The sequence below is a fragment of the Terrirhizobium terrae genome (assembly GCF_030323265.1).
Classification (GTDB): domain Bacteria; phylum Pseudomonadota; class Alphaproteobacteria; order Rhizobiales; family Rhizobiaceae; genus Neorhizobium.
The window spans coordinates 4,048,512-4,066,655 of record NZ_CP104992.1 but is presented as its reverse complement, the minus strand read 5'-3'; the positions used below and the strand labels follow the sequence as shown (position 1 = coordinate 4,066,655).

General features: G+C 60.6%; 16 protein-coding genes and 1 pseudogene. 11 read left to right on the top strand and 6 right to left on the bottom strand.

Annotation, left to right across the window (positions count from 1 at the left end; all coding sequences use genetic code 11):
* The first annotated feature begins 44 nt into the window (after positions 1 to 44).
* The 4 genes from N7E02_RS28085 to N7E02_RS28075 all read left to right on the top strand — a co-directional run bounded on the left by N7E02_RS28085 (position 45) and on the right by N7E02_RS28075 (position 2,328).
* Positions 45 to 233: a hypothetical protein gene (locus N7E02_RS28085; protein ID WP_286581125.1), complete on the top strand. Its 189-nt coding sequence runs from the start codon at positions 45 to 47 to the stop codon at positions 231 to 233.
* Entirely contained in the window at positions 227 to 547 is a 321-nt protein-coding gene (locus N7E02_RS29970) for a phosphatase PAP2 family protein (RefSeq protein WP_353622933.1), read from the top strand. Before N7E02_RS28085 ends, N7E02_RS29970 begins: the two co-directional genes overlap by 7 nt.
* Positions 548 to 692: 145 nt before the next feature.
* The gene (locus N7E02_RS28080) at positions 693 to 1,091 is read left to right on the top strand and encodes a phosphatase PAP2 family protein (protein ID WP_286581124.1); all 399 of its coding nucleotides are present in this window, start codon (positions 693 to 695) and stop codon (positions 1,089 to 1,091) included.
* 25 nt (positions 1,092 to 1,116) lie between these two features.
* Positions 1,117 to 2,328, top strand: a complete 1,212-nt coding sequence (locus N7E02_RS28075) for an MFS transporter (protein ID WP_286581123.1) — start codon at positions 1,117 to 1,119, stop codon at positions 2,326 to 2,328.
* 58 nt (positions 2,329 to 2,386) lie between these two features.
* On the opposite strand, the gene N7E02_RS28070 is transcribed toward N7E02_RS28075, so the two are convergent.
* A complete protein-coding gene (locus N7E02_RS28070; protein ID WP_286581122.1) occupies positions 2,387 to 3,832 on the bottom strand; it encodes a methyl-accepting chemotaxis protein in 1,446 nt (481 codons plus the stop codon).
* Positions 3,833 to 4,101: 269 nt separating this feature from the next.
* Here N7E02_RS28070 and ypfJ point away from each other — a divergent pair, with 269 nt between their 5' ends.
* Positions 4,102 to 5,007, top strand: a complete 906-nt coding sequence (gene ypfJ, locus N7E02_RS28065; RefSeq protein ID WP_286581121.1) for a KPN_02809 family neutral zinc metallopeptidase — start codon at positions 4,102 to 4,104, stop codon at positions 5,005 to 5,007.
* A 392-nt stretch (positions 5,008 to 5,399) separates the two neighbouring features.
* On the opposite strand, the gene N7E02_RS28060 is transcribed toward ypfJ, so the two are convergent.
* Positions 5,400 to 5,879, bottom strand: a complete 480-nt coding sequence (locus N7E02_RS28060; protein WP_286581119.1) for a DUF2938 domain-containing protein — start codon at positions 5,877 to 5,879, stop codon at positions 5,400 to 5,402.
* 166 nt (positions 5,880 to 6,045) lie between these two features.
* On the opposite strand from N7E02_RS28060, the gene N7E02_RS28055 reads away from it, so the two are divergent.
* Together N7E02_RS28055 and N7E02_RS28050 are read left to right on the top strand one after the other, a co-directional pair.
* Positions 6,046 to 7,299, top strand: a complete 1,254-nt coding sequence (locus N7E02_RS28055) for a TCR/Tet family MFS transporter (protein WP_286581118.1) — start codon at positions 6,046 to 6,048, stop codon at positions 7,297 to 7,299.
* A gap of 127 nt (positions 7,300 to 7,426) precedes the next feature.
* Positions 7,427 to 8,842, top strand: coding sequence for an MATE family efflux transporter (locus tag N7E02_RS28050; protein WP_286581117.1), 1,416 nt, complete (start codon positions 7,427 to 7,429; stop codon positions 8,840 to 8,842).
* Positions 8,843 to 8,866: 24 nt separating this feature from the next.
* Here N7E02_RS28050 and carA read toward each other — a convergent pair whose 3' ends face one another.
* Entirely contained in the window at positions 8,867 to 10,084 is a 1,218-nt protein-coding gene (gene carA / locus N7E02_RS28045) for a glutamine-hydrolyzing carbamoyl-phosphate synthase small subunit (RefSeq protein ID WP_286581116.1), read from the bottom strand.
* A gap of 305 nt (positions 10,085 to 10,389) precedes the next feature.
* On the opposite strand from carA, the gene N7E02_RS28040 reads away from it, so the two are divergent.
* Entirely contained in the window at positions 10,390 to 10,842 is a 453-nt protein-coding gene (locus N7E02_RS28040; RefSeq protein ID WP_286581115.1) for a GatB/YqeY domain-containing protein, read from the top strand.
* On the opposite strand, the gene N7E02_RS28035 is transcribed toward N7E02_RS28040, so the two are convergent.
* Both N7E02_RS28035 and N7E02_RS28030 read right to left on the bottom strand, forming a co-directional pair.
* The gene (locus tag N7E02_RS28035; protein ID WP_286581114.1) at positions 10,771 to 11,223 is read right to left on the bottom strand and encodes a BrnA antitoxin family protein; all 453 of its coding nucleotides are present in this window, start codon (positions 11,221 to 11,223) and stop codon (positions 10,771 to 10,773) included. The two genes, N7E02_RS28040 and N7E02_RS28035, sit on opposite strands and share 72 nt — an antisense overlap.
* Positions 11,189 to 11,479, bottom strand: coding sequence for a BrnT family toxin (locus N7E02_RS28030; protein ID WP_286581112.1), 291 nt, complete (start codon positions 11,477 to 11,479; stop codon positions 11,189 to 11,191). The genes N7E02_RS28035 and N7E02_RS28030 overlap by 35 nt, the downstream gene beginning before the upstream one ends.
* A 186-nt stretch (positions 11,480 to 11,665) precedes the next feature.
* Here N7E02_RS28030 and dnaG point away from each other — a divergent pair, with 186 nt between their 5' ends.
* The 3 genes and pseudogenes from dnaG (at position 11,666) to N7E02_RS28015 (ending at position 17,612) form a co-directional block, all read left to right on the top strand.
* Positions 11,666 to 13,684, top strand: coding sequence for a DNA primase (gene dnaG, locus N7E02_RS28025; protein ID WP_286581111.1), 2,019 nt, complete (start codon positions 11,666 to 11,668; stop codon positions 13,682 to 13,684).
* A gap of 424 nt (positions 13,685 to 14,108) precedes the next feature.
* Positions 14,109 to 16,168 (top strand): annotated as a pseudogene (rpoD, locus tag N7E02_RS28020) (RNA polymerase sigma factor RpoD).
* Positions 16,169 to 16,349: 181 nt separating this feature from the next.
* A complete protein-coding gene (locus N7E02_RS28015; protein WP_286581109.1) occupies positions 16,350 to 17,612 on the top strand; it encodes a DUF930 domain-containing protein in 1,263 nt (420 codons plus the stop codon).
* Between the two features lie 245 nt (positions 17,613 to 17,857).
* Here the strand turns inward: N7E02_RS28015 and N7E02_RS28010 are convergent, their stop codons facing one another.
* A complete protein-coding gene (locus N7E02_RS28010) occupies positions 17,858 to 18,043 on the bottom strand; it encodes a DUF982 domain-containing protein (RefSeq protein ID WP_374730671.1) in 186 nt (61 codons plus the stop codon).
* Positions 18,044 to 18,144 lie beyond the last annotated feature (101 nt).

Here is an 18,144-nt window from a genome sequence, read left to right as displayed (position 1 = left end):
AATAATTGGATGGCACTTTCCCTGGCCTAAAATAAGGGGTGAGGATGTCGAACGAATTCCGGCGCGCGCGCCATACGCTGATATGGCTTGCGCTGATCACGTATCTTATTGTTGGAGCGCTCGTTCTTGTCTCAGCAATGCCGGTCGACTACTCGTCGGCGTGGCCACTGGCGCCGTTGATCGGCGTCATTACGCTTTTGGTAGTCTGTACTGCTTATGGCGCGGAATGCTGACATGTCGCGCGATACTGGAGACTTCCGGGATCGGCTTTCTCGCCACCGCGCCAGTCGTCGTAGCCAATTATCTCGCTGCTTATGCCGGGTTCGAGCTTGCAGACGAGAGGCTTTCGGCGATTGACAATGCGTTGGGACTTGATTGGCATGCTTTCGTAAATTTTGTCGATGCGCGACCTTGGCTCGCTTATTCTCTCGATGCTGCCTACCAATCGCTCGCGTTGCAACTGGTGCTGCTGCCGGTACTTCTGTCAATCGGGGGAGAGCGATGCGAGCATACCGCAAGGTCTCGATATTCGTACTTATCGGTCTGATCTCAAGCCTCGTCTCCGTCTGGGTTCCCGCCGTCAGCGCATTTCCCTATTACGGGGTCGAATTGGGTGCACTGCGTAGCATCGATATTCACTTCGGATATTTTTCCTCGAACAGTTCAATGCGGTCAGGACGGATCCGGATTTCGTGTTCTCTCTCGACCGCGCGGCAGGCATCGTCACGTTTCCGTCAGTCCATGCCGCGGTGGCTGTGCTCTGCATATGGGCCACCTGGAATAGCCGCTGGCTGCGCTATCCTTTTCTGTTCCTGAACCTTGCGATGATCGTGTCTGTTGTCACGCACGGAAGTCACTATTTCGTCGATGCGCCTGCCGGGATCGTCTTGTGCTTGGTGTGCATCAAGCTGGCCCAAGTCCTGCCGCGCATACTTGGCTGGATTCCGTACGGCTTGCACTCAAGGTCGCCGCTTAGGCCATTTCAACCTGCCTGGCACCGTACCGTTTGGGCCAATGATGCCATGGACAGCCATTGCCGCCGATACTATTCCTCGGATAATCAAGAGAATGCGGCGACGGTGATCCGATAGGCGGCCCGTGTCCGGAGGAAATTCCATGGCTGACGCAACGTCGAAACCCGTAGCCGCCGCTGCGGCGGAAAAGACCGTTCTTCCGATCATCCTGGCAGCCAGTTTCTGCCATATGCTGAACGACATCATGCAGTCGATGATCTCGGCCATCTATCCGATGCTGAAGGCCGACTTCAATCTCGACTTCTGGCAGATCGGGATGCTGACGCTCGCCTTCCAGTGCACCGCATCGCTATTGCAGCCGGTGATCGGCATCATCACCGACAAGAAGCCCTATCCCTATTCGCTGCCGGTCGGCATGGCCTCGACCTTCATCGGCCTCTTCATGCTGGCCGCCGCGCCGACCTATGCGATGCTGGTCATTGCCGCAGGCCTCGTTGGTATCGGTTCGGCGGTCTTCCACCCGGAAGCCTCGCGCGTGGCGCGGCTTGCCGCCGGCGGGCGCTACGGCTTTGCCCAGGCGACATTCCAGGTCGGCGGCAATTTCGGCCAGTCGATCGGCCCGCTTCTCGCCGCCTTCATCATCGTACCGAACGGGCAGGGCAGTGTCGCCTGGTTCTCCGGCATGGCGCTTCTCGGCATCATCGTGCTGACCTGGATTGCCCGTTGGTACAAGGCACATATGCTCGCCAACAAAGGGCGCAAGAAGGCCATAAACGCCCATAACCTGTCGAAGCGGACGGTGGTCATCGCGCTTACCGTGCTGACCATTCTGACCTTCTCGAAGAACGCCTATATGGCCTCGATCAGCAGCTATTATACGTTCTTCGCCATCGAGCGTTTCGGCGTTTCCGTCCAGATGTCGCAGATCATGCTCTTCGTCTTCCTCGGCGCCGTGGCACTCGGCACGGTCGTCGGTGGCCCGATCGGCGACAAATTCGGCTCCAAGGTGGTGATCTGGATTTCCATTCTCGGCGTGCTGCCTTTCACACTGGCTCTGCCCTATGCCAACCTGCCGCTGACCATCTTTTTGTCGGCCGTCATCGGCTTCATCATGGCCTCGTCCTTCCCGGCCATCATCGTCATGGCGCAGGAACTGGTGCCCGGCCGGGTCGGCATGATCGCCGGCATCTTCTTCGGCATCGCCTTCGGTGTCGGCGGTATTGCGGCGGCCGTCCTCGGCGTGCTTGCCGACCACCATGGCATCGCTTTCGTCTACGGGGTCTGCTCGTTCCTGCCGGCAATCGGACTGTTGACCGTGTTCCTGCCGAGCAAGAAGCAGTTGCAGGTCGCATAAAGAAAAAGCCCGCCGGGAGGCGGGCTTTGATGTTTCAGGCGAGCTCTGCAGATCCGGGTTACGCCGCGTAGCGACGTGCCGGTGCCGCGTGGCTCGCCGACCGTTCGGCCTCTCCGACGCTGAACTTCGAGACCATCTGCGCCAGATCCTGGGCTTCCCGAACGAGACCGTGGCTTGCGGCAGTCGTTTCCTCGACCATGGCTGCGTTCTGCTGGGTCATCTGGTCCATCTGGTTGATAGCCGTGTTGATCTGCTGCAGGCCGGTCGACTGTTCGTGGGTCGAGGAGGCGATGTCGCTGACGACGGCATTGATCTCGTTGATCTGGGTTGAGATGTTGCGCAGCACGTCGCCGGTTCGATCCACCAGGGTGACGCCTTCCTGTACCTGCTGCGACGAGGTGTCGATCAGCGTCTTGATTTCCTTGGCCGCATTTGCCGAGCGCTGGGCGAGTTCACGGACTTCCTGGGCGACGACGGCGAAACCGCGGCCGGCTTCGCCCGCACGGGCTGCTTCGACGCCGGCATTGAGCGCGAGCAGGTTGGTCTGGAAGGCGATCTCGTCGATAACGCCGATGATCTTGCCGACCTGCTGGGACGACTGTTCGATCTGGGACATGGCGTTGACCGTGCTTTCGACGACGGTGGCCGAGGTCTCTGCCGCCTGACGGGCCGAGAGCGTCAGGGTCGCCGCCTGCTTGGAACCGGCTGCCGTCTTGCTGACGGTCGAGGTGATCTGGTCGATCGCCGACGCGGTCTCTTCCAGCGCTGCCGCCTGGCGTTCGGTGCGGGTGGCGAGGTCGTCAGCCGCATGGCTGATTTCGCCGGCCGTGCCATGCATGCTCTGCGTCGCGTGGGCGACGGAGGCGACCATGGTCTGCAGCGTCTGAACGGCGCGGTTATAATCGTCCTTTAGGCGGCGGGTCTTGTCGGCGAGATCGGCATCGATCCGGTAGGTGAGGTCGCCCTTTGCGAGAGCGGAAAGGCCGGAGAGCAGGCTCTCGATCGCCATCTGATCTTCTGCCGCCTCGCGCGCCGTCTTCTGCTCGAGCATGATCTGCTCGTGGACGTCGGTCAGTGAACCGCAGGCGCGGATCGTCTTGCCGTCCGGCTGGTGGCGGCAGCCGCCGGTGGCGCGGAACCAGCGATAGGAGCCGTCCTTCATCTTGAGGCGATAGTTGACCCGGTAGCGGGCACGGCCGGTCTTGTCCGTCAGGTGGCCGGAAAAGGCCGCGAACGTGGGCTCTACATCATCGGGATGCAGCTTGTCGGACCACGAATTGACGACGTTCGGGAAATCGGTGGCGTTCTCATAGCCGATCATGCGGCGGAACTCGGCCGACCAGGTCCACTTGCTTTCCGGATGCATGGCATCGCCATTGACGAGCACTGCTTCCCACAGGCCGATGCCGCATGCTTCGTCCAGCAATTCGGACCGCTCGCTGACTGCCGCCAGACGTTCTTCCAGCTTGTTGTTGGCGTTCTGCCGATTGCCGAATAGTGGCATGGATCAATTCCCTCGCGTGATCAGTAAAACCGTCGGCAAGGTGAATGGTGTTGGTTAGTTTTTTCTGAATGTATTCAATAATTTAATGTGACAATGTGTTGCGTTTCGGATTTGTATGGGTTGGATTGCGTCTATTACTGTATTCCAAAGTGATATAGTTGATCATTGCTTCGACTTTAGCGTGTCTTCGAGCACGTCTTTTCACAATGGATTTGTAAGCGGACTGCCATATATACAAATCGACAAAGCCTGCCGCTGGAGGATGCGCCATGGAATGGAAGGGTCGACGTCAATCCGACAATGTCGAGGATCAGCGTGGTGCATCCATGGGCGGCAATCCGTTCGGGCGCGGCGGGATGCGCATTCCGATCGGCGGAGGAGGCCGCAGGGGCGGCGGTATCGGGATCGGCGGCCTCGTCGTCATCCTGATCATCTGCTGGATCACCGGCATCAATCCGCTGACCTTGCTTTCCGGTGGTGATATCGGTTTTGACGATGGCGGCGGCACCCAGCAGTCGCAGCAGCGCACGCCGGCCGATGACGAGATGACGGCCTTCGTCCGCACCGTGCTTGCCGATACCGAGGACACCTGGAAGGAGATCTTCCAGGCGAGCGGCCAGACCTATCAGGATCCGACGCTCGTGCTGTTTTCCGGTCAGGTTCGGTCGGCCTGTGGCTTCGCATCCTCGGCGTCGGGACCGTTCTACTGCCCGGGCGACCGCAAGCTTTATCTCGACACGACCTTCTTCCAGGAACTGTCGCAGCGCTTCGATGCGTCGGGTGACTTTGCCGAAGCCTATGTGATCGCCCATGAAGTAGGCCATCACGTCCAGAACCTGATCGGCGTTCTGCCCAAGTTCAATCAGATGCGCCAGCGGATGAGCGAAACCGAGGCCAATGCGATTTCCGTCCGCGTCGAGCTGCAGGCCGATTGTTTTGCCGGCGTCTGGGGCAAACATACGGACCAGAAGGGGTGGCTTAGTCAGGGCGATCTCGAAGAGGCACTGAACGCGGCACAGCAGATCGGCGACGATACGCTACAGAAGCGCAGCCAGGGCTATGTCGTGCCCGAAAGCTTCAACCACGGAACATCGGCGCAGCGCATGCGCTGGTTCAAGCGCGGCTTCGACAGCGGCGATACAAATGCCTGCGATACTTTTTCGGGTGATGTCTAGTCACGACTGCACGCACGTTCGGCCACGCCGGTGATCCGCCATGGTTGCGGGAATGGGGCAGGCGTTTGGTATAAGAGTTTGGTGGTAGGTTTTTCGCCTGCCCCGATCGCTTCCTGCCTTCGCTTCGGGACTTGTCAATTCCCGCCATTCTGGCATTTGCAACCATCATCGAAAACCTGGTCGTTGAACCCTGGTAAGGGAGCCCGGTTCGCGAACCCGGTTTCCCGCTCGATGACGCGACGATTGTCGCGGATCGGCGAGGGGCGGGGATGAATGCCTTACTTCCGTCCTCGTAAGTCTCTGGATAGATGCGGATATTTTTAAAGGAGCGAGGCCTAACGTTCCCGAATACTGCTTTGCGGTTATCCTGGACCGTTCTGCTGTGTCGGTTCTCAACGCATCAACATCGCCGCGCCCCAAAGCCCAAGCGCAAAAACCGTGTGCCCTAGAATGCTGAACAGCCGCACCTTGTTCGGTCTCGGCGTCTTCGATGCCGCCCAGCCGAGGCCCATGCCGGGATGCATGAAGAACCAGCCGGCAGCAATCGTGACCATGCCCCAGATCCAGGCAGGCAGGAACGTCGGTGCCGCAAACCAGCCGGGCCCCACGATGAGGGCGAAGACGACACCATAGATGATCCCAACCGCATAGTGCCCGGACCAGCCGAGCGCCTGTTCGTGCTCATAGGGCTCGGCTGCGGCGATGGAATCGTGAAAGACCTTGCCCTTTGCCAGATGACGGAACCAGCGGCCGGGAGGTGCCCAGTTCGGCTTGGGCTCCCCGAAGACCAGATGCAGCGTCAGCGCCCACAGATCCATCAGGGCAGTCGCCGCAACGCCGATGACGATCCCCGGCCATACCAATTCGATCATTGTGAAAAATCTCCCCGCTCGGATTTCGATAAGGTTGCGATTCCCTGATCGGGCGCATCAAAAAACTTCATGCGTTCATGTATTGTTCTGTTTTTCATATTTCTGTATGTAACATTCGGGCGAACCGATCGTCTTTCAGCGGAATACCAAGTTAGAGAGACGCCCGATGCTTGATCCGAAATTCGTCCGCCGCGGTCTTTTCATCGTCTTCATGATCCTGTTTCTCGATATCATCGGGATCGCGATCATCATGCCTGTCCTTCCCGCCTTCCTGCAGGAGTTGACGGGCGACGACGTCAGTACGGCCGCGATCGATGGCGGGTGGCTGCTTTTGATCTATTCGGCCATGCAGTTCATCTTCGCGCCACTGCTCGGCAATCTCTCCGACCGGTTCGGGCGTCGCCCTGTTCTTCTTGTCGCGGTGCTGACATTCGCGCTCGATAACCTGATCTGTGCTGCCGCGACCAGTTTCTGGATGCTGTTCGTCGGGCGCGTTCTCGCCGGCATTTCCGGAGGCAGTTTCGCCACCTGCTCGGCCTATATCGCCGATATCAGCACCGACAAAACAAGAGCGCGCAATTTCGGCCTGATCGGCATCGCCTTCGGCGTCGGCTTTACCGTCGGCCCCGTCATCGGCGGTCTGCTCGGCGAACTCGGGCCGCGCGTACCGTTCCTCGGCGCCGGCCTGCTGTCGCTCGCAAACTTCATCGCGGCGTGGTTCCTGCTGCCTGAGACCCTGGAGCGGCACAATCGTCGCGCCTTCGATTGGCGCCGCGCCAACCCGCTCGGCGCGCTGCGCCAGATGCGCCATTACCCGGGCATCATCTGGGTCCTGCTGGTGACCTTTCTTTATTGGCTCTCGCATGCCGTCTATCCGTCTGTCTGGCCCTTCGTCGGTACCTATCGTTACGGCTGGAGCGAGGCACAGATCGGCCTGTCGCTCGGGCTGTTCGGCATCTCGGCGGCGATCGTCATGGGCGTGGTCCTGCCGCGGCTGATCCCGGTGCTCGGCGAATGGCGAACGGCCGTCCTCGGCATATCCTTTTCCTGCCTCGCCTTCGTCGGCTATGCGTTTTGCTGGCAAGGCTGGATGGTTTATGCCGTCATCCTTCTGACCACGATCGAAAACGTCGCGGACCCGGCGCTGCGCAGCATCGCATCGGCCAAGGTGCCGCCGTCGGCGCAAGGGGAGTTGCAGGGCGCGATGACCAGTCTCACCAGCCTGACGACGATCGTCGGGCCGGCAATCTTCACGCAACTGTTCAGCCGCTTTACCGGAGACGGTGCAATCGTCGAATTTGCCGGCGCGCCTTATCTGATGGCGGCGATCTTCATGGCCTTGGCGGGGATCCTCTTTGTCCTCAAGATTTCGCGGTCGGAAACGGTCGGTGCGGCCAAGGAGATCCATCAGGTTTCTTGAAGTCTCCAGCACAAAAACTTCTGGATCGGCCGTTTGTCTTGCTGGCCCGTCCTGCCTTCTTTATAGGCAAGATGCTGCGCCGCTGACCAATACTGGAAGCGGCCTTTTCTTTTATCGAGGTTCTGTCATGTCGAGTTCGGTGAATACCGCTGATTCCGGGGTTCAGGCCAAGTCCTGGTTCTCGCATCTGCGCGCCACATTTGCCCTCGGCATTCCGTTCGTCGGAGCTCAGCTTGCGCAGATGGCGATCAATACGACCGACGTCATCATGGTCGGCTGGCTGGGCACGACCGAGCTTGCAGCCGTCGTTCTGGCGAGCCAGGTCTTTTTCATCGTCTTCATTTTCGGATCCGGTTTTGCCGCTGCCGTCGTGCCCATGGTGGCTCATGCCATGGGGCGGGGTGAGGTGACGTCCGTTCGCCGTGCCGTGCGCATGGGGATCTGGGTGGTGCTCTGTTATGCCGCTTTGACAGCGCCCATCCTTTGGTTCTCGCAGCCGATCCTGCTTTCGCTGGGGCAGGAGCCGGAAGTGGCAGCGCTGGCGCAGGGTTATCTGCGCGTTGCTCAGTGGGGTATTTTCCCTGCCTTGACTCTGATGGTTCTCCGCAGCTTCTTAAGCGGCCTGCAGCGTGGCAGCATCATCCTCTACGTGACGATCGCCATGTTCCTCACCAACGCCGTGCTGAACTACATGTTCATCTTCGGCAATTTCGGTGCGCCGGCCTGGGGCCTTGTGGGCGCGGCTTTCGCCTCCGTCTGCGCAAGTACGCTCGGCTGCATCCTGATGATCACCTATATCGGTTATCGCCCCGAAACGAACACCTACCAGCTCTTCGTCCGGTTCTGGCGGGCGGACTGGGGTGCGATCCGCGAAAACCTGGCGCTCGGGCTGCCGATCAGTTTCACCATTCTGGCCGAAACCAGTCTTTTTGCCGCGGCCTCCCTGATGATCGGTACGATCGGTACACAGGAGCTTGCCGCCCACGGGATTGCACTGCAGCTGGCATCGATTGCCTTCATGATCCCGCTCGGCCTGGCGCAGGTGGCGACGGTCAGGGTAGGGCTGGCCTATGGAGGCGGCGACCTTGCCGGCGTTCGCCACGCCGCCACCGCCGTGCTGTTCGCCAGTATCTGCTTCACGCTGGTCGGCGGCCTGCTTTTCGCCGTCTTTCCGGCTGATCTCGGTGCGCTCTTCCTCGATACACGGCAGTCAAACGCAACCGCCGTGCTGGATCTGGCAGTGCCGCTTATTGTGATTGCCGGGATTTTTCAGCTTGTCGATGGGCTACAAGCTGTCGGCGCCGGCCTGCTGCGTGGCTTGAAGGACACCCGTATCCCGATGATCCTCGCGCTCATCGCCTATTGGCCGATCGGTTTTGCCTGTGCCTACCTGCTTGCGTTTCCGCTGGATCTGAAAAGCCAGGGTGTGTGGTACGGCTTCGTCTTCGGGCTTGCGGCTGCAGCGCTGCTGCTTTGTGGACGGTTCTGGATACTGGTCCGGCAAAATGAAAAGGCGGCCAGCGCAATCACGCTGGCCGCCTGAACGTCAGAACGTCTTAATCTGTTATCAGCGCTCGGCGAGAGCCGGTTCGCCCTTCTTTTCGCGCACCATGTTGATGAAGCGGCGGAAGAGGTAGTGGCTGTCCTGCGGGCCCGGCGATGCTTCCGGGTGATGCTGGACGGAGAAGACCGGCTTGCCGGAGACGCGCAGGCCGCAGTTCGTGTTGTCGAACAGCGAGATGTGAGTCTCTTCAACGCCTTGCGGCAGCGACTTCGAGTCGACCGCGAAGCCGTGGTTCATCGAGACGATCTCCACCTTGCCGGTCGTGTGGTCCTTCACCGGGTGGTTGGCGCCGTGATGGCCCTGGTGCATCTTTTCCGTCTTGGCGCCGAGCGCCAGGCCCAGCATCTGGTGGCCGAGGCAGATGCCGAAGGTCGGGATGTCGGTCTTGATGATCTCCTGGATGACCGGCACGGCATATTCGCCGGTGGCGGCCGGGTCGCCCGGGCCGTTCGACAGGAAGATGCCGTCGGGCTTCAGCGCCAGGATGTCTTCGGCAGACGTCTGCGCCGGGACGATCGTCACCTTGCAGTCTAGGCCGGTGAAGAGGCGCAGGATGTTGCGCTTGACGCCGTAGTCGATGCAGACGACGTGGTATTTGGCATCTTCCGCCTTCAGTTCGCTATAGCCCTCGTTCCAGACCCAGGGCTTTTCCGACCACTGGCCGGACTGGCCGGAAGTCGCGACCTTGGCGAGATCGAGACCTTCGAGACCGCTCCATGCCTTGGCTTCAGCCTTCAGCGCCTCGATGTCGAAGACGCCGTTCGGGTCGTGGGCGATGACGGCGTTCGGCGCGCCATGCTCGCGGATCCAGGCGGTCAGCGCGCGGGTGTCGATGCCCGACAGACCGATGACGCCGCGGCTCTTCAGCCATTCGTCGAGATGTTTTGCCGCGCGGTAGTTGGACGGGTCGGTAATATCGGCCTTGAAGATCGTGCCGACCGCGCCGTGGCGTGCTGCCGGCGTCAGGTCTTCGATGTCTTCTTCGTTGGTGCCAATATTGCCGATATGCGGGAAGGTGAAGGTAACGATCTGGCCGAGATAGGAAGGATCGGTGAGGATTTCCTCGTAACCGGTCAGCGCCGTGTTGAAGACCACTTCCGCGGTCACCTTGCCGGTCGCGCCGACGCCGGTGCCTTCGATGACGGTGCCATCGGCGAGAACGAGGAGGGCGGTGGGCTTTTTGGGCGTCCAAGCGGGTGTCTGGGGTGCGGTACCGGTCATGGCTATCCTTCTGACCCATCGTTCCGGTCTTTAGGCAAAGACAGGCTGCAGGGGTTTCTTGTTGTCGCAGAAAAGTGCGCAAGCGATATCGCCGGCGGCTCTTCAAATCCAAATGTCGTGCAGGTGCGGGAAAATAAACAAAGGCCGGGTCCGGGTCAATCGTATCCGTTAAAGAATCACCCTCAATCCGCGAGCAATTGCGGGAAAAGATTGATCGGCCTGCAAGCCTGATCTATCACCACCACAAATGCCTCAGGGGAGGCGCTGCGGGACGATACTACCCGCCATGACGGAGACGAACGAAGATGATGCGCGAAAAGCTCACCGAATCCATGAAGGATGCGATGAAGGCGAAGGACAGCCGCCGGCTTTCCACCGTCCGCCTGATCCAGGCTGCGGTCAAGGATCGCGACATCGCCAATCGCGGCACCGGCAAGGATGCAGCGACCGACGACGAGATCCTGCAGATCCTGCAGAAGATGGTGAAACAGCGCGAAGAATCGGCCAAGATCTATGAGGATGCCGGCCGCGCGGAACTCGCGACCCAGGAACGCGAAGAGATCGAAGTGCTCAAGGCCTTCATGCCGGAACAGCTTTCGAATGAGAAGGTCGACGAAATCGTCGCCGCCGTCGTCGCCGAGACGGGTGCCGCGGGCATGAAGGACATGGGCAAGGTTATGGCAACCTTACGCGAGCGTTATGCCGGCCAGATGGATTTCGCCAAGGCTTCCGGTGTCATCAAGGCGAAGCTGAGCTGAGGCTATTGCGGTGCCGGCCATTGAACGAGGCGGGGGCCGAAGTGCCTCCGCCTTATTTTTCAAGCGCTTCTGCTCGGCGACGTAATCCCTGAGCACCGTATTGATGCGGGCCTGATAGCCCTTGCCGGTCGCCTGGAAGAAGTCGATGACGTCCTCGTCTATGGCCACGGAGGTTGACGTTGTCGCTTCCGCATTGACCATCTTCGCCTTCGACCAGTCGATATCCTTGAACTCGGCCCAGTCGGGATCGTCGGCGATGGCGCGCTCGATATCCTCGTCGGTCATGGCATTGACGCGCGCCCAGTCGGTCTTGTCTTGACCCGACCGGATCATTTCTTCGATTTCTTTACCCGTATACCTGACGATACGCTCTTTGCTCATGTTTGCTCGCAGTTCTTGCCGATATTATCCGGCAACGCTCGCTTCTCATTGTGTAAACCACTGCCAATATGGTGCCCGTATCCGGACAAATCGCAAGGGTTCTGATTTCTCCGCTACGATCTGACGGAAATTCGACATGGGGACGTTTCAGTGCGTCAGCGGCGCGAGGAAAATCTATGCCGTGTTTACGAAGATTGCCGAGGCGCTTCGCTTCGTCCCATTCGAATTTTGCGGTTTCCGTAAACTCCCGGCCCATTGGACAGGTTCTCACAACGGTCAGTCTGCTTGTCTGGCTGCGTATAAGAACTTCAATTAGGCGCTGTGTTGCAGTGTATATCCGTCCCCTGGTTTTTCAAGCCTGTGAATAGCGGGCACCATCTGTCTTGCCGGTGGCGTTCGGGGCCTCTCGTGCTTATATGACGTCTGACCCTGAGAGTATGATATGCGCTTTTCCAACACGTTCCTCGACGAGATACGCGACCGCGTGCTGATCTCCACCGTGATCGGCCGGCGTGTGACGTGGGATCGGCGCAAGACGAATGTGTCGCGCGGGGATTATTGGGCCTGCTGCCCGTTCCATGGCGAGAAGAGCCCGAGCTTTCACTGCGAGGATCGCAAGGGGCGTTACCACTGCTTCGGCTGCGGCGTGTCCGGCGATCACTTCCGTTTTCTCACCGATCTTGAAGGCCTGAATTTTCCGGAGGCCGTGCAGCAGATCGCCGATCTTGCCGGCATCGCCATGCCGCAGCCGGACCCGCAGGCGGAGAAGCGCGAGAAGGAACGAACCTCGCTGCAGGACGTCATGGAAATGGCGACCTTGTTCTTTCAGGACCAGTTGCAGAGCGCCAATGGCGCCAAGGCACGGGCCTATCTGCGCGACCGCGGCCTGACCGGACGCACGATCGAGACGTTTCGCCTGGGCTTTGCGCCGGAAAGCCGCAATGCGCTGAAGGAGCATCTTGCCGGTAAAGGCGTGCCGCGCGAGCAGATCGAGGCTTGTGGCCTCGTGCGCCACGGGCCGGATATCCCCGTCTCCTACGACTATTTCCGCGATCGCATCATGTTCCCCATCCTGTCGTCGCGCGACAAGGTGATCGCCTTCGGTGGTCGCGCCATGGCGCCGGACGCGATGGCGAAATACATGAACTCGCCGGATACCGAACTCTTCCACAAGGGGCAGGTGCTCTACAATTTCTCCCGCGCAAGGCGGGCAGCGCAGGCTGCCGGCGATCGCCGGCAGAGCGGCACGCTGATCGCCGTTGAAGGCTATATGGACGTGATCGCGCTCTATCAGGCGGGCGTCGAGAATGCGGTGGCGCCGCTCGGCACCGCGCTGACCGAAAACCAACTCGATCTTCTCTGGAAGGTCTCGCCGCAGCCGGTGCTTTGCTTCGACGGCGACGGTGCCGGTATTCGTGCGGCAAACCGCGCGGCCGATCTCGCGCTGCCGGCGATCAAGCCGGGGAAGTCGGTCAGTTTCGCGCTGCTTCCGGACGGCAAGGACCCCGACGATCTCGTCAAGCACGAGGGCAGGGCGCCCTTCGACCGGGTTCTTTCCGAGGCGCGGCCGCTGGTCGACATGGTCTGGCAGCGTGAGACGGCCGGTGCGACCTTCGATACGCCCGAGCGACGGGCCGAGCTCGATGCACGGCTGAAGCAGATCGTCTCGGTGATCGCCGACGAGAGCGTTCGCTACCACTACCAGCAGGATATCCGCGGCCGCCTTGCTTCGTTCTTCTCTGGGAGAACCGGAGGTGGAGACGGGGACCGCCGCCAAGGCGGCGGGCAACGTGGCCGGCAGGCCGCGCCGGGCCGGCGCGGTCCAGCGCCATCCAACCATACCGTCGGCGGTGCGATGATCGAAAACGGGACAGCCGGCAGCGCGCGGCTGAACCAGATGCTGAAGTTTTCCGCCCAGTCGCGGCCGGCGCTGCGCGAAACCGTACTGGCGCTGACGATCGTCAATCATCCGCAGCTGCTGCTCGACGAATATGACGAGATTTCCTCGATCGATTTCGAAAACAAGGACCTGCAGCGCTTCTGGTCCTGCGTACTCGGCATCGTTGCGCGACTTGGCGAGAAGATCACGGCCGAGGACCTTCGCTCCAACCTTGCAACGGAAGGGTTCGGGGATCTGCTGACGTCGATGAGCCAGCAGGTGCGCAATGCAAGGCTCTGGACCGCGACGGAAGCGGCAGATCCCCATGACGCGCTGCAGGCATACCGCCAGACGCGGGCGCTTCACTCCCGCAACAAGGAGCTTCGGTACCAGAAGCTCGAACTCGAGCGCGAGATCGCCGACCTGACGGGCAGTGACGACGATGCCGAACGCGGTGAGATTTTGCTGCGGGCACTCCTGGAGATCCAGAACGAGATCACGAGGCTCGAAAACCAGGAAGCGATCATCGATGGCTTCGGCGTGTTGTCGGGGCGGGTGAAGGGGGCGGCCGTGAGCCATTAGGGTGGCTGTCGAAATGTGCCTTCGCGCATAGGATGCGGGAATTGTGTTTTGGTTAACTCTTGTCTTATAGATCGGGCCGCCTACATAAGCGTCGAACTGGTGAACAGCCTCGGCATGCCGGGTGCAGCGCGTCTTTTTCCACTTTTTCTGGGCAAAGCCCCGAGAAAAGCTTGACGGATCGTTAATTTGTGGGAATCACCATTTCTAGGCAAGATAGGCGGATTGGGTCAACTGCGCCGGTGCGATCGGCAATCCATTACAAGCGGTCCGAACATGGCGATCGCTTCTGGTAATCGGGAATTAAAGGTCATTCCGTTACGAGTGGGCAAGTGATTCGCGGTTGGGGATGAAGTCTTCGACCGCAGGCCACAAGCGTGGCTCTTGAGATGCAACGCAGTGGCGTTCAGGGAAAGTGACGAACTACATGGCAACAAAAGTCAAAGAAAACGAAGAAGCAGAGAACGAACGCGAAGGCTCGCCGGACGGTCCACTTCTCGATCTTTCTGATGACGCGGTCAAGAAGATGATCAAGGCCGCGAAGAAGCGCGGCTATGTGACCATGGACGAGCTGAACTCGGTCCTGCCGTCGGAGGAAGTCACCTCCGAGCAGATCGAGGACACGATGGCGATGCTGTCCGACATGGGCATCAACGTGATCGAGGACGAGGATGCCGAAGAGGCATCCGGCGGCGACGACGACGACAGCTCGGACAGCGATGACGGCGACAGCGAAGGCGGTGAACTGACGACCTCGACGGGTACGGCAGTCGCTACCGCCAAGAAGAAGGAACCCACCGATCGTACCGACGATCCGGTGCGCATGTACCTGCGCGAAATGGGCTCGGTGGAGCTTCTGTCGCGCGAAGGCGAAATTGCGATCGCCAAGCGCATCGAGGCCGGTCGCGAGACCATGATCGGTGGTCTCTGTGAAAGCCCCTCACGTTCCAGGCGCTGATCATCTGGCGCGACGAACTGAATGAGGGGACGACGCTTCTGCGCGAGATCATCGATCTCGAAACGACCTATTCGGGTCCGGAAGCCAAGGCTGCTCCGCAGTTCCAGAGCCCGGAAAAGATCGAGGCGGACCGCAAGGCTGCCGAAGAGAAGGAAAAGAGCCGCAAGGCTCGCATGACGGCTGCCAATGACGACGATATCACGTCCGTCGGCGGCGAAATGCCGATCGAGGAAGAGGAAGAGGACGACGATGAGTCGAGCCTTTCTCTCGCCGCGATGGAAGCGGAACTGCGTCCGCAGGTCATGGAAACCCTCGACCTGATCGCCGATACCTACAAGAAGCTGCGCAAGCTGCAGGACCAGCAGGTGGAAGCCCGCCTGTCTGCGGCGAGCACGCTGTCTTCGGCCCAGGAGAAGCGCTACAAGGAACTGAAGGACGAGCTGGTTACGGCGGTCAAGTCGCTGTCGCTCAACCAGAACCGCGTCGACAGCCTCGTCGAGCAGCTCTACGACATTTCCAAGCGCCTGATGCAGAACGAGGGTCGCCTGCTGCGTCTCGCCGATTCCTACGGCGTCAAGCGTGACTCGTTCCTGGAGCATTACCAGGGCGCCGAGCTCGAGCCGAACTGGCTGGAAACGGTCGGAAACCTTGCAGCCAAGGGCTGGAAGGAGTTCGCCAAGGCCGAGACCCGCACGATCACGGAAATCCGTTCGGAAATCCAGAATCTTGCGACCGAAACCGGCATTTCCGTCGCCGAGTTCCGCCGCATCGTCTCGATGGTGCAGAAGGGTGAGCGCGAAGCGCGTATCGCCAAGAAGGAAATGGTCGAAGCGAACCTTCGCCTCGTCATCTCCATCGCCAAGAAGTACACGAACCGCGGTCTGCAGTTCCTCGACCTCATTCAGGAAGGCAATATCGGCCTGATGAAGGCGGTCGACAAGTTCGAGTATCGCCGCGGCTACAAGTTCTCGACCTACGCGACATGGTGGATCAGGCAGGCGATTACCCGTTCGATCGCCGACCAGGCCCGCACGATCCGTATTCCGGTGCATATGATCGAGACGATCAACAAGATCGTCCGTACCTCGCGCCAGATGCTGCACGAGATCGGCCGCGAGCCGACGCCGGAAGAACTGGCCGAAAAGCTCGCCATGCCGCTCGAAAAGGTCCGCAAGGTCCTGAAGATCGCCAAGGAGCCGATCTCTCTCGAAACCCCGGTGGGTGACGAAGAGGATAGCCACCTCGGCGACTTCATCGAGGACAAGAACGCGCTTCTGCCGATCGACGCCGCCATCCAGGCGAACCTGCGCGAGACGACGACCCGGGTTCTGGCTTCGCTGACACCGCGTGAGGAACGTGTTCTTCGCATGCGTTTCGGCATCGGCATGAACACCGACCATACGCTTGAGGAAGTCGGCCAGCAGTTCTCGGTTACCCGCGAACGTATCCGCCAGATCGAGGCGAAGGCGCTCCGGAAGCTCAAGCATCCGAGCCGTTCCAGAAAGCTTCGGAGCTTCCTGGACAGCTAAGCCGGCGTCAGCCGCTTTCAATTTTACGAGAACAAGCCCGGTAGCCTTGTGCACCGGGCTTTTTCTTAGGCGGAAGCGGTGAGGGGGACTCGATCCTGCCCGCCTTTCATCCTACATCGGGACGATGCAGGAGAGATCACCCACACCGCGACACAAGATCTATGGAGGCGTTGCAGCCTCCGTGGCGGTGCATGCAGTGATAGTGGCCGCGCTGCTGATAAGCCTGCCCGTTCCCGAACCGGAGCCCCCACAGAAGGAGGAGACCGTCTCGGTCGAGATGGTGCCGCCGGAAGAGGCGCCGCCCGAACCTGCGACGGAGGAGCAGCCGAAGGACGAGGAGCAGGCGCTCGACCTGACCATGCCGGAGGAAAAGCCGGAAGAGCAGAAGGCCGAGATCCCACCGCCACCGGAGCCGCCCAAGCAGGAAGCCGAGGAGCAGGGTGCACCGCCTCAGCCTCCGGCCGAGGAACAGGCTGAGACCGCCGAGCAGACGGAATCTCCGCCACCGGAGCAGAGCCAGCCGCAGGAACAAGCGGCCGAGCCTCCACCGGAAGCGGAACAACAGGCTGAGGCCGAACCGCCTCCGTCGCCACCCGCCGCCGAGGAACAGCCGCCCGAGCAGGCCGCACAGCCACCGGAACAGCAGATGCCGCCCCCATCGGAGCAGCAGGCTGAGGCCGGCAATCAGCAGCCAGCGCAGGGGCAGCCCATTCCGACGCTGCGTCCGGTATTCGAGTTCGGCGACGAGGATGCCGGGCCTGAAGTTGCCCAAGACGGAGATGCCGCGGAGCAGGCACAGGAGACTGATGCGCCGACCGATGCTGCGGAGCCCGATGCACCCGCCGAGGCGACCGAGCAGGCGGATGCTCAGGCCGAGGCACCCAGCGAGGATGCAACCGGGGAGCCAGCGCCGGCCGATGATATTGCGGCACCGCAGATCGATGGCATGACCGGCGAACCGCTTGCTTCGAACAATGAACAGCCGGCTGACGGCTCTGCGGTCGCGATCATTCCCGAGCCAAGGCCGACGCCGCCTGCGCCTGAAAATACTGAGGAGGGCGAAGCCAGGCCCGCCGGGCAGCCCCCGAAAGAGGTGAAGCGGCTGTTCTCGCAGAATGATACGGATGATCCGACAGCGATGACGGCGATGGGCAGCATTCCGCGCGACATTCGCGCAAGCCAGCTCTGCGCAACCGAACTCAGGGAGCAGCTTCGACACGCGTCGCCGGCCTACCAGCCTGAACTTCTGCCGTCCTATCGCCTGCCGGAAGGAACCGTCCTCGACATCAGGCAGGCCGCGTTTCGCGCAAACGGCCAGTGGTTCAATATCGGCTTCCGTTGCGAGATCAACCAGAACGCCACGAAGGTCGTTTCATTCGGCTTCGACGTCGGCGAGGCGGTGCCGCGCAGCCAATGGCGGGCGCGGGGCTTTCCGGAACTGTAAAGAATGCTGGGGCCGAGCGAGGGCTCATCGAGCATCTGACCGAGCGCGGTGATGGTCGTCAGTGCTTCGTCAGATGACGAAGGTCTCGTCCGATGGCACGCATCTCCCAAGCTGCACATCGCGACCATGCGGTCTTTAATGGAGCCCGCTGTTTGCCAGAATTCCAAAGTCAGCGAGGCGTGTCACCGGGTGTATGCGTTGAGATAGACGGACGAGGACTATCGCAAGATCATGCCGCCACCCATTCACGAGCGGATCAACACACCGGCTTCCTTTGCGGCCTCGACAAAAGCCTGTCGCGCGTCCTCCGGTTTGCGCTTGCCGGCATCAACCGCGGCACAGATTGCCAGCGCCCGGTCAAGCAAAGTACCATCTTCGACAGGCCAGTCCTCGATCATGGCCCAGGCGGCGCCCTGCGTCGTTTCAATCACAGCTTCTTCCGGCGGCTCCCCAATAAGGACGACAACCGGTTTCTTCCAAGGCGTGTTCATAAGCTAGTTCCAGTACATTATTTTGGAGCTTCTTAGGCCGT